The 12,000-nt window shown below is 35.4% G+C and carries 11 protein-coding genes; 8 read left to right on the top strand and 3 right to left on the bottom strand.

All coding sequences use genetic code 11. From position 1 onward, the window contains the following. Positions 1-162: 162 nt before the first annotated feature. Both EZV73_RS27425 and EZV73_RS27430 read right to left on the bottom strand, forming a co-directional pair. Positions 163-390 carry an acyl carrier protein gene (locus tag EZV73_RS27425; RefSeq protein WP_240843778.1) on the bottom strand — a complete coding sequence of 76 codons (228 nt, stop codon included), beginning with the start codon at positions 388-390 and terminating at the stop codon, positions 163-165. 11 nt (positions 391-401) lie between these two features. Then, positions 402-2,306 (bottom strand): ABC-F family ATP-binding cassette domain-containing protein, encoded by a 1,905-nt coding sequence (locus tag EZV73_RS27430; RefSeq protein WP_240843779.1) that lies wholly within the window; start codon positions 2,304-2,306, stop codon positions 402-404. Positions 2,307-2,442: 136 nt separating this feature from the next. On the opposite strand from EZV73_RS27430, the gene EZV73_RS27435 reads away from it, so the two are divergent. From EZV73_RS27435 to EZV73_RS27445, 3 genes are all read left to right on the top strand, one after another. Then, positions 2,443-3,072 (top strand): redox-sensing transcriptional repressor Rex, encoded by a 630-nt coding sequence (locus tag EZV73_RS27435; protein ID WP_240843780.1) that lies wholly within the window; start codon positions 2,443-2,445, stop codon positions 3,070-3,072. Between the two features lie 77 nt (positions 3,073-3,149). Continuing rightward, entirely contained in the window at positions 3,150-4,328 is a 1,179-nt protein-coding gene (locus EZV73_RS27440; protein WP_240843781.1) for an acetyl-CoA C-acetyltransferase, read from the top strand. A 7-nt stretch (positions 4,329-4,335) separates the two neighbouring features. Further along, entirely contained in the window at positions 4,336-4,770 is a 435-nt protein-coding gene (locus tag EZV73_RS27445; protein ID WP_240843782.1) for a MarR family winged helix-turn-helix transcriptional regulator, read from the top strand. A 78-nt stretch (positions 4,771-4,848) separates the two neighbouring features. Here EZV73_RS27445 and EZV73_RS27450 read toward each other — a convergent pair whose 3' ends face one another. Then, positions 4,849-5,019 (bottom strand): DUF362 domain-containing protein, encoded by a 171-nt coding sequence (locus EZV73_RS27450; protein WP_240843783.1) that lies wholly within the window; start codon positions 5,017-5,019, stop codon positions 4,849-4,851. 257 nt (positions 5,020-5,276) lie between these two features. Between EZV73_RS27450 and EZV73_RS27455 the strand changes: the two genes are divergently transcribed. From EZV73_RS27455 to EZV73_RS27475, 5 genes are all read left to right on the top strand, one after another. Next, positions 5,277-6,104 (top strand): Asp23/Gls24 family envelope stress response protein, encoded by an 828-nt coding sequence (locus EZV73_RS27455; protein WP_240843784.1) that lies wholly within the window; start codon positions 5,277-5,279, stop codon positions 6,102-6,104. A gap of 307 nt (positions 6,105-6,411) precedes the next feature. Then, positions 6,412-7,755, top strand: coding sequence for an NADP-specific glutamate dehydrogenase (gene gdhA / locus EZV73_RS27460; RefSeq protein WP_240843785.1), 1,344 nt, complete (start codon positions 6,412-6,414; stop codon positions 7,753-7,755). 198 nt (positions 7,756-7,953) lie between these two features. Further along, positions 7,954-9,000 carry a nicotinate-nucleotide--dimethylbenzimidazole phosphoribosyltransferase gene (gene cobT / locus EZV73_RS27465; protein ID WP_240843786.1) on the top strand — a complete coding sequence of 349 codons (1,047 nt, stop codon included), beginning with the start codon at positions 7,954-7,956 and terminating at the stop codon, positions 8,998-9,000. 144 nt (positions 9,001-9,144) lie between these two features. Further along, entirely contained in the window at positions 9,145-10,803 is a 1,659-nt protein-coding gene (locus tag EZV73_RS27470) for a PucR family transcriptional regulator ligand-binding domain-containing protein (RefSeq protein WP_240843787.1), read from the top strand. A gap of 65 nt (positions 10,804-10,868) precedes the next feature. Continuing rightward, positions 10,869-11,999, top strand: a complete 1,131-nt coding sequence (locus EZV73_RS27475; RefSeq protein WP_240843788.1) for an HD-GYP domain-containing protein — start codon at positions 10,869-10,871, stop codon at positions 11,997-11,999. The last annotated feature ends 1 nt before the right edge of the window (position 12,000 follow it).

Genomic DNA, 12,000 nt, shown 5'->3' on the forward strand with positions numbered 1-12,000 from the left:
TTTAAATGATATTCCATGGGTTCTCCCCAATTATACATTTCCATATTTTAACTGTTTGATTTTAAATAAACAAATGAAAAAATCAGTGGTCAATAAATGATCACTGATCTAAATTAAATAAATTTACACACTTTACTTGACAAACCCATCTCAATCCTTTTTTTAGTAGTTTGCTTCTAAATAATCCATGATTTCGCCAACTGTCTTAGCGTTCATCATGAGTTCATCTGGAATTTCTACATCAAGTTTATCTTCAATTGCTAAGATAATCTCAGCAGCATCTAAAGAATCTACTTTTAAGTCTTCTCTTAATCTTGTTTCTCTTGTAATGATACTTGGATCTTTTAGATCTAGTTGATATTCAACGATAGCTTTCACTTTTTCAAACATTATTTTCTCCTTTAAACGAATGTTTCCCATTCTTCATATTTTTCTTCTAACTCTATTTTAAGAGTATTTATCTCAAGATGCAACTCTTTTGAGCGTTCTGGATTAGAATAGACCGATTCGTCACACATAAGTGCTTCGATTTCCTCAATTCTAGTCTCTAATTCTTGAATTCTAGCTTCCAAAGCTTCGAAGGCCAGTTTCTTTTGTCTTTTAAGTTTGGCTTCTTCTTTTTCTTTTTTTCTTTGCTCTTTTAACTGTGTTTTTGTGACAGTCACTTCTTCAAATGGTGTGTCTAGAGATGACTGCAGCTCTTTTTTACTGGTGTAATAGTCATAGTTACCAAGGTATTCATTAACACCCTCAGGTGTCAGTTCAATGATCTTAGAAGAAATCTTATTCAAGTAGTATCTGTCATGACTGATAGAAAGTATTGTACCATCATAAGATTCCAGTGCATCTTCTAATGCTTCTTTTGAAATAATGTCCAAGTGATTGGTCGGCTCATCTAAAAGCAAGAGGTTTGCCTTGGATAACATAAGCTTTAAAAGAGCCAAACGACTTTTTTCACCACCACTTAGGTTAGAGACAATTTTAAATACATCGTCACCTTTAAATAAGAAGGAACCCAGTAATGTTCTGATTTCTGTTTCTGTAAGTTTTGGATTGGTATCAGAAATTTCTTCTACCAAGTTGTTGTCCTCGTTTAGTTCCATTTGGTCCTGACTAAAATAGCCAATATGGACATTGTGGCCATAAGTCAGTTGACCTTCAGTTTTGTAGGATTCATCTAAAATAGTTTTAAATAGAGTTGTTTTACCAACACCGTTTCTACCTATAAGACCAATTTTTTCGCCCTTATAGATATTGAAGCTGACGTCTTTAAATACAGTTGTATCAAAGTCTTTTCTTAGAGATTCAACAAACAAAACATCGGTACCTGAATTGAGTCTTGGTGAAAACTTTAGCTTGGCTCTGGTGTTGTCCTGAACAGGTTGATCGACTTTTTCAATCATATCCAGTCTCTTTTCACGGCTTCGAGCTCGTTTAGCCAGTTTTTCAGTACCACGTTCTTTGAACTTGTTAATAAGTGTTTCTTGTTCTTTTATATAACGCTGCTGATTTTCAAATTGTTTCTGCAGAGATTCTATATAAACTTTTTTAAACTTAACAAAATCTGTATAATTACCAGGATTAGAAATCAATTGATGGTTTTCAATTTCAAAGACCTTATTAACCACTTGATCAAGAAAATAACGATCATGGGAAATAAGGACAATGGTGCCCACATATGATTTCAAATAACCTTCGAGCCATTTAACTGCTTCAATGTCTAGATGGTTTGTAGGCTCATCCAGTAGAAGGATATTTGGCTTAGTTAACAAAAGCTTTGCAATAGAGATTCTAGACTGCTGGCCACCACTGAATTGTCTGATAGGGCGTTCAAAGTCAGATTCACTAAAGCCTAATCCAAAGAGTACACCTCTGACTTCACTTTTATAGGCATAACCATTGATATCGTTAAACTCATCTGTCAGTGCTGAATAAGTTGCCATGACTTTTTCGAGTGCTTCTGGTTGATCTGCCAATCGAGAGATTTCTTTTTCATAATGTCTGAGTTGTTCTTCTAATTCAATAACATCTCTAAAGACTTCTAGACAAAATTCATAGAGTGTTGTTTCCTCTGTATAAGCTGCAGTCTGCTTTAAATAACCTAAGCTGACATCTTTATGGTGATAGAGATGACCTGCATCGTATTCGAGTTCGCCTGTTAATATTTTAAACAATGTGGATTTACCGGCTCCATTTTTTCCAATGAGTCCAATTTTTTCTCCTGCATTGATTGAGAATGATATTTTTTCCAAAATGACAGTTGTGCCAAAGGATTTATCTATATCTGTACATGATAAAACTACCATAATTGCCTCCTAAATGTTCATTATATTCTAACATAATTGACTATTAAAGTGAACAAAGATTGTGATAAGATTGACAAAAATAATTTATCTTGATATAATTTTTGCAAAAGTCAACGAATTTTGTAAAGGTGAGTGTATGAAAGAAAATAAAATTTCTATGGCGGTAATAAGAAGATTACCCAAATATCATAGATACTTAAGTCAATTAATGGACAGAGATATCAATAGAATATCTTCTAAGGAACTAAGTAAAATTATCGGATTTTCAGCTTCACAAATCAGACAAGACTTAAATAATTTTGGGGGATTTGGACAACAGGGGTATGGTTACAATGTAGAAGCATTGTACAAGGAAATCGGTAAAATTTTGGGACTTGACCGCGAATACAAGACAGTGATTGTAGGTGCTGGTAATCTAGGTCAAGCACTGGCGAATTATACGAACTTCGGTCGTTTTGGTTACAATCTTCAAGCTATGTTTGATGTTAACCCTAGACTGATTGGTTTGAAAATCAATGATGTGGAAGTACGTGATGTAGATGCGTTAGGCAAGTATGTTCAGGAAAATGATATAGACATTGCTTATGTCTGTACCAGCAGATCCTCTGCACAAAACATTGCAGATATTCTATGTGAAAATGGCATCAAGGCGATTTGGAACTTTACGCCAGTCGATTTACAACTTAAAGAAGGTGTAGTAGCAGAGAACATTCATTTAATTGAAAACCTCTTTACTTTATCTTATTTCTTGAATCAAGATCATTAGTCAATACGAAAGTATTGGCTTTTTTTCATTATACCGATATAATAGTTTCGAGGATAAAGTTATTAAAGGAGGCAGAAATGAAAGAAATCGTAATTGCGAGTGCTGTAAGAACAGCAGTTGGTTCTTTTGGTGGTTCACTAAAATCAGTGAGTGCCGTTGATTTAGGAAAGACAGTAGTAGAGGAAGCTCTTAATAGAGCTAAGGTAAAGCCAGAAACTGTTGATGAAGTATTTTTTGGCTGTGTATTACAAGGTGGACAAGGCCAAGGTGTTGCTAGACAAGTTGCTTTAAAAGCAGGCTTATCAAACCATACACCAGCAACGACTATCAACATGATTTGTGGTTCAGGTCTTAAAACAGTATCTTTAGCAGTACAAACTATTTTAGCGGGTGACAATGATATTGTTGTTGCGGGTGGTACAGAATCTATGTCACAAGCGCCATATCTTATGCCTAAGGCAAGATGGGGCCAGAGAATGGGTGATGGACAACTTTATGATATGATGGTTAATGATGGCCTTTGGGATGCATTTAATGATTATCACATGGGTGTAACTGCTGAGAATATCGTAGAAAAGTATGGTTTTACTAGAGACCAGCAAGATGAGTTAGCTGTTGCTTCTCAAAATAGAGCTGAAAAAGCTCAAGCTGAAGGTAAGTTTGTAGAGGAAATTGTACCAGTTTTAATTCCACAAAGAAAGAAAGATCCAATTGTTTTTAAAGAAGATGAATACATTAGAAAAGGTGCTAGTGTAGAAGGCCTAGGTAAGTTAAGACCTGCCTTTAACAGAGAGGGTTCTGTAACAGCAGGTAACGCGTCTGGTATCAACGATGGTGCTGCTGCACTTGTTGTTATGACAAAGGAAAAAGCAGACGAGTTAGGTGTAGAGCCGTTAGCGACAATTGTTTCATATGCATCTGCAGGTGTTGCACCTGAGATTATGGGTACTGGTCCAATTCCAGCAACTAAGAAAGCTTTAAAAAAGGCTGACTTAACAATCAAGGACATTGATTTAATTGAAGCCAACGAAGCATTTGCAGCTCAAGCATTATCAGTAATCACTGATTTAGAATTAGATACTGACAAGGTAAATGTTAACGGTGGTGCTATTGCTATTGGTCATCCGATTGGTGCGAGTGGTGCAAGAATCTTAGTTACCTTATTACATGAAATGAAGAAGAGAGATTCTAAATACGGTTTAGCGACACTTTGTATCGGTGGCGGTATGGGTGAAGCGGTTATCGTGAAGAGATAGGAGATTTATGTCTGTTTACCAAAAAGACATTAAGCGTATTATGAAGCAACTGATGTTGGTTTATGAAACGCGTATTACCAGTGATAAAAATAGGAAATTAGAGCATTTTGGTGCTGTAGAACTTATGCTACTTGAACATTTAAAAGAAAATGATCGTGTAACGCAGAATGACTTATTTGATGTGATACCACTTAGACGCAATAAGCTGGTGGGTATTATAAAGAAAATGATATCTCTAGGTTACATTGAACGTGTAGATAATCCAAATGACAAACGTTCAAATTATTTAGTTTTAGGTGAGAAGGGTTTTGATATCATGCAGTCTTATGGTAAACATGAAGAAGTATTTTTAGACTTCGTCTTAAAAGACATGACCATTAACGAGGAAAAGACCATCGTTAAGTTCTTATCAAAGATACAACAAACCAATTATATGAAATAAGCTCAAGGCATTTTGCCTTGAGCTTTTTAAGTACGTAAAAAACACCCTGCTCTAAGAACAGGGTGTTTTGAAATTTAATTAACCTTGAACGATAGCGTCAACTGGACAAGCACCAGTACATGCGCCACAATCTACACAAGCATCAGCATCGATAACGTATGCAGCATCGCCAGCAGAAATACAGCTAACTGGACATTCGCCTTCACAAGCGCCACAAGAGATACAAGCATCTGTAATTTTATAAGCCATGATAAATCCTCCTTATTAGTTTTTTAATTCCCCTTGATTATAGTTTAATATTAATTTGATGACAACTTGAATGGTGTAAAAAAAAATGAAAATCACCAAAGTAAAATGAGAATCATTCTTTATTGGTGATGTAGCTAAAACCCAGTATATTACTGGGTTTTTAATAAATTGTCATATTGTAAATGACGGAAAATTTCATGATTTGACATATGCTTTTGAGGGTAATAAAATATAGGTGTTATTAAGAAAGAGGTAATATGAAAGTCTTTGCATTAGTTGGAAAAAGTGGCACCGGAAAGTCTTACAAGGCGATGAACGTCTGTAGGGAAAGACACATCAAATATTTGATAGATGATGGTATTTTAATATCGGGTCAGAGAAAAATCATAGGTTCATCTGCCAAGAGAGAACAAACAAAAGTTGCAGCTGTAAAAAGAGCCATTTTTCATCATGAAGATCCTCGTATTGAAATGCGAGATAAAATTAAAGAAATCAATCCTGACAAGTTAATGATTATTGGCACATCAGAAAAAATGGTTCATCAGATAGCAAGGAATCTAGAAATAGACCCTATTGATGAAATCATTATGATTGAGGATGTTTCTACCGAAGCAGAAATTGAGACGGCTAAGTTTCACCGTATGCATTATGGTAAACATGTTATTCCTTTACCGACTGTAGAAGTTAAAAAGGATTTCTCAGGTTATTTTTTAGATACCTTAAAGATCTTTTCGCGTGTTTTTGGCAGGTCGGATAAAATTATTGAAAAGTCGGTTGTAAGACCAACCTTTAGTCAAATCGGTCAATATACAATATCTAATAAAACTTTGATTCAAATCGTCTCACAATCGATAAAACTGACTGAAGGTGTTGAGAAATATACTAAAATTAGGATCAATAAGAAGCCAGAAGGGCTTAAAGTCGAAGTCGATTTAATTATCAAATTTGGATATCATATTAACAAAACTGCAGAAAAAGTGCTTTTTGATATTAAAAAGCATCTGGAAATGATGACACAAATGAATGTAATCAATATTGATATACATGTTAAAAGTGTTCATTTTGCTGGTTTTGAGGACAAGTAGCCTGTTGTCAGAAAATTGTGAATTTTACGTATAAAAAAAGATTGAAAAAACCTGTTTACAATCTTTTTTAGGTATGTTACGATTCAGGAGAAAAGAAAAACAAAACTTTAACAAGCCGATGCGAGATATGGCAATAGGGAAAACCTTTTCCTTACAGTTTGCGTCAAGATAATCTACTTGACATCAATTGGGGGCTTTTGAAAACTGTAAAATCATAGGTTTTTTGATAAATTCGGTTGTTTTGATTGATAAATATTTATCAATCTTTATATAAAGTAAATGCTTATTATAAAAGGGAGATGTTAACATGAATTACATTAATGAAGTATTTGAACGTGTTAAAGCTAGAAACAGTGCAGAGCCAGAATTTTTACAAGCAGTTGAAGAAGTATTCCACTCTTTAGCACCAGTATTAGAAAAGAACCCACAATGGGTAGAAGCTAATATCCTTGAAAGAATTTCTGAGCCTGAAAGACAAATCATTTTCAGAGTACCTTGGGTAGATGATGAAGGTAACTTACAAGTAAACAGAGGTTTCAGAGTACAGTTTAATGGAGCAATTGGACCATATAAGGGCGGTTTAAGATTCCATAAATCAGTTTACTTAGGCATCATCAAGTTCTTAGGTTTCGAGCAAATCTTTAAGAACTCTTTAACTGGCTTACCAATCGGTGGCGGTAAAGGTGGTTCTGACTTCAATTCTTACGGTAAGTCAGATGCTGAAGTTATGAGATTCTGTCAATCATTCATGACTGAGCTTTACAGACACATTGGTCCAGACGTAGACGTTCCTGCTGGTGACATCGGTGTTGGTGGTAGAGAAATCGGTTACTTATATGGTCAATACAGAAGAATCAAAGGCGCATTCGAGAATGGTGTTTTAACTGGTAAAGGTTTAACATACGGTGGTTCATTAATCAGACCAGAAGCTACTGGTTTTGGTGTAACTTACTTCACAAGAGAAATGTTAGCAACTTCTAACGATACATTTGAAGGTAAAACTGTTGCATTATCAGGTTTCGGTAACGTAACTTGGGGTGCTGCACTTAAGATCACTGAATTAGGTGGTAAAGTAGTAACATTATCAGGTCCAGACGGCTATGTTTATGACGCTGATGGTGTTAACACAGAAGAAAAAATCGCTTACTTATTAACTATGAGAGCAAGCGGTAACGATAAAGTACAAGATTACGCTGATAAGTTTGGCGTTGAGTTCTTCGCTGGTGAAAAGCCATGGGGCGTTAAAGTTGATATCGCTATTCCATGTGCAACTCAAAATGAGATTCACTTAGACGATGCTAAGAAATTAGTAGCAAATGGTGTTGGTATTGTATGTGAAGGTTCAAACATGCCTACAACTAACGATGCACTTAAGTACTTACAAGACAACAACGTTTTAGTTGGACCAGCTAAGGCTGCTAACGCAGGTGGTGTTGCAACTTCTGCTCTAGAAATGTCACAAAACTCAATGAGAATGGCATGGACAGAAGAAGAAGTAGATGCTAAATTACAACAAATCATGAAGAACATCCATGACAATGCTAAGAAAGCTGCAGAAGAGTATGGATTCGGTTATGACTTAGTTGCTGGTGCTAACATTGCAGGTTTCGTAAAAGTTGCTGAAGCTATGCATGCTCAAGGTAACTACTAATTTACACATTAGTAAACCTGTGCTAGAATGACATTAAAGATTCATGCTTATGCATGAATCTTTTTATGATTGGTTTGAAAACTTGGTTTTCATAGAGAACGAAGCACTCGATGTGCTGAGTTCTTATTATAAAACTTTGCACACCATGTGCTTTGTTCTTATTAAATGAATGAGTTTTCCAAATGACTGGAGGGTGTTATGGGACTTTTACAAGATACATTAGAAAAAATAGAGCATCGCAGTAAAGAATATGAAGAACTTTGTCAAAATAGAGTGGACCTTTTAATCAAACCTAAAGGGAGTTTGGGCAAACTTGAAGATATTGTTGTTAGATTAGCAGGTATTCAGAAGACAATTCATCCAAAAGTTGAAAAAAAAGCAGTCATTGTCTGCGCTGGAGATCATGGTATCATTGAAGAAGGCGTTGCCACATCTAAAAAGGACATTACAAAGATTCAGGCCATGAATATGACACGGGGTTTAACAGGGGTTTGTGCTTTATCTAAACATGTCGGAGCAGAGGTGATTGTTGTAGATGTGGGGATTGATAATGAGGTCAAGGAACCTGTTATTAATAAAAAGGTCAAGTATGGTGCTGACAATTTCACTAAGGGGCCTGCCATGACTAGACAAGAAGCCATTAGGGCTATAGAAGCTGGTATTGATGTGGCTATAAAGGCCATTGAATCAGGTGTTCAGCTTTTGGCAACTGGTGAAATGGGCATAGGCAATACCACACCGAGTTCTGCCATTGTATCAGTGATTGGTGGATTTGATCCGAGTGAAGTTACTGGTGTCGGAGCCAACTTACCTCAGGAAAAAGTAAAACATAAGGCTGACGTCATTAGAAAAGGTATAGAATTAAACCAACCAGATCCATCGGATGGCATAGACATCCTTTCAAAAGTGGGTGGTCTTGAAATTGGCGGTATGGCTGGTGTTATGATTGCTGGTGCAGCATATGGTGTACCTGTAGTGGTGGATGGATTTATCTGTACCGCTTCAGCATTAATTGCCACTTTGATAGAACCAAAAGTCAAAGAGTATCTATTTGCTTCACACGCTTCTTTGGAACTGGGTGCATCTAAGGCAAGTGAGATGCTTGGTTTAAGAACCTACCTGGATATGAACATGCGTTTAGGTGAAGGAACAGGAGCTGTTTTGATGTTTAATATCATCGAAGCTGCTACCTACATGAATGATGAAATGATCACTTTTGAGGAAGCTGGTTTTATAGTAGACTAATATTTTACGTCGTTTTTTATCAAAAAGCGGCGTATTTGTATTTTTTACACAAAAAAGATGTGACTTTTTACTTTTTTTTTATTATGGTTTATAATATAATAACAAAGTACTTTAAAAACTATACATGTTAGAAGAGGTGGCAAATTGATAAAAGAAACAGGAATTTCTTTGGCTGAAGCAATGAAGCTGGAGCCTTTAAAATCTTGTCAAGTCATAGCTGGCGTAAACAATCTAGATAACATCATTACACGTGTCAACATCATGGCGGATTTGGAAATTTTAAATTGGATCGAAGAAGGTGAGTTTTTACTGACAACTGCTGTCCATTTTGGAAATATAACAATCGAGGAACAAGTAGATCTATTAACTGGTATGAAGAACCGTGGTGTAGAAGCCATTGCGATTAAAATTCAGCCTTATCTGAAATCATTAGATGAAAATTTATTACGTTTAGCAGATGAAATTGGTTTGCCAATTATTCAGTTAGATTACAATATCTCTTTTGCAGATATTATGGAGCCTATTCTAAAGGAGATTTTTGACAAGCAGTCAAAGGTCATTAGACGCGTTGAAGCCATTCATAATGATATGATGGAGCTTCTTTTAAAGGGTGGTACTATTTTAGATGTTACCAAAGACTTAAGTGATAAAGTCGGTAACAACATCATCGTCAAAGACTATTATTTTGATGAAATTGTATGCCCTGTTGAGAACTATGACATATGTTCTAGAAGAGAAGCAGAAATTGACGCTTACTTTAAGAAGCACGGCATTTCAAATAAAAATACACGTACAACCAAGTATAAGATTACCATAGAAAACCAAGAGCGTGATGTTTATGCGATTCCAATTATAGCAAGAAACACAGTTTACGGTAATATTTTCTTAGCCAACTGCAACAGTGAAATCAGATTAACGGATATTCAAGTTTTAGAATCTGCTTCATCAATTATTGCATTAGAGCTTCTAAAGAAAATATCTATTCAAGAAATTGAAAACAAATACAAAGTTGAGTTTTTCGATGACCTGATTTCTAACGATAAAATTAGGAAGTCAAAGGCCATTGAAAGATCCAATTACTATAAGTTTGATAAAGATGCAGACTACTGTACATTTACAATCGGTGTAAAATCAGATGAGGATGACTTTGAACATATCAACAGGGATATCTCAAAGGTGATGTACTTAGTGGATGCCTACTGTACAAGCAAGGACCTTGTTTATTTGGTTGCCAATAGAAAGTCTCAAATCAATGTGGTCTTTATGTTAAAGGATAAGAAAAATCCTCAAGATGAAGTTCGTATGTTGAGTCAGCAAATCGAGGAAATGGTTGTTCAAAAGATGGTCAATTTAAGATTTGTTATTGGTATCGGTAGGATTTATACAGGTATCGACAATATGTACAGATCTTTAAAAGATTCTCAAAAAGCGGTTATGGCTTCTGATAATTATGTACAAACTAGAATCATTGAATTTGATGCCCTTGGCATATATAAGATTTTCTGTCATGCAGATTTAAAAGATGAACTGATAGATTTTTATGAAAAAACTTTAGAATCATTAGTTAAGTATGATAAAAAGAAAGATACAGAACTTGTTAAGACATTGAAGGTATATTATGAAGCCAATGGTAACCTAAAGAAAATGTCTGAAAAGTTATTTACCCATTACAATACTGTTTTGTACCGTGTGAATAGAATTCAAGAAATCACAGGTACTAATCTTGAAGACGAGCAACAAAGATACAGTTTGCAAACGGCCATCAAGATTATGGATATGTATGGTATGCATAAAGATTATTAAATTAAATGCACTTTTCGAGTGCATTTTTTTTATATTTGGGTATATATCCATAGAAGGAGTGAATTATGAGAAGAGTACCAGTTGAAAAAATACAGAAAGGGGCTAAGCTGGGTAAATCCGTCTATAACAGTGATGGAAAAATACTGGCTAAACAAGGCTCAGAGCTTAATGACATTAGAAAAGAACGACTGAATCAGCTTGGTTATGATTCCGTTTATATAACAGATTTGTTAAGTAATGACATTATAGATGACATCATTTCAGCAGAACTTAGAATTAAATCGGTTAAAGAAGTTAAAAATGTATTTGATTCTTTTGAAAGATACCTAGAGAGACTGGCTAGACCATCGTCTTCTAACCTTAAAGAAGCTAGAAAAATGGAGTACCAGACGACTAGAAATATGTCTAAGGTAGCAGTTGATCTTGTGTCGGAACTTTTAAATAAGAAACACCAAGAGATCAATATGGTGGACATCAAGAACTCAGATGGCTATCTTTATCAGCATTCTGTCAATGTGGCGGTTTTAAGTGTTATCTTTGGTATGAAGCTTGGCTTGAATCAAAAGAAGCTAGAAACTCTTGCCATTGGATCTTTATTGCATGATATTGGTTATAATTTCCTAAATTATGATATACTAAAAAAGAAGGAATTTCTGGACCAGGAGGCAAAAGACATTGTTCATGCTCATCCTTTAAAGGGGTATGACTATCTAAAAGACAACTTTGACATTGATGCCCATACCCGTTTAATTGTTTTACAGCACCATGAGTGGGTAGATGGCAGCGGTTATCCTAATGGTATCAAGGGCGATGAAATCTCTGAACTTGCAAAGATAGTAAGTATATGTGATGTCTATGATGCTTTGACTTCTGACAGGCCATTTAGAAAGGCCCTTGATCCACAAGAGGCCAACGAGAGGATGATGGTGGCCAGTGTCAAACAGCTAGATGCAGAACTTGTCCAAGAATTTGTAAAAATTATAATTCCATATCCTGTCGGTACAGTTGTCAGACTGACCAATAATGAAATTGGCGTTGTAGAAGATGTGGATTTAGGTTTTCCGCTCAGACCCAAAGTTAAAATTGTCAAGCAAGTTGTAGGGCGTGTAGAACTTTATACTAGGGATTTAATGAAGGAACACAATCTGTTAATAGTAGGTGTAGAATACGAATTGCCAGAGGTGTGTTTACAGTGAG

The sequence above is a fragment of the Acidaminobacter sp. JC074 genome (assembly GCF_022496765.1).
Lineage (GTDB): Bacteria > Bacillota > Clostridia > Peptostreptococcales > Acidaminobacteraceae > JABXKX01.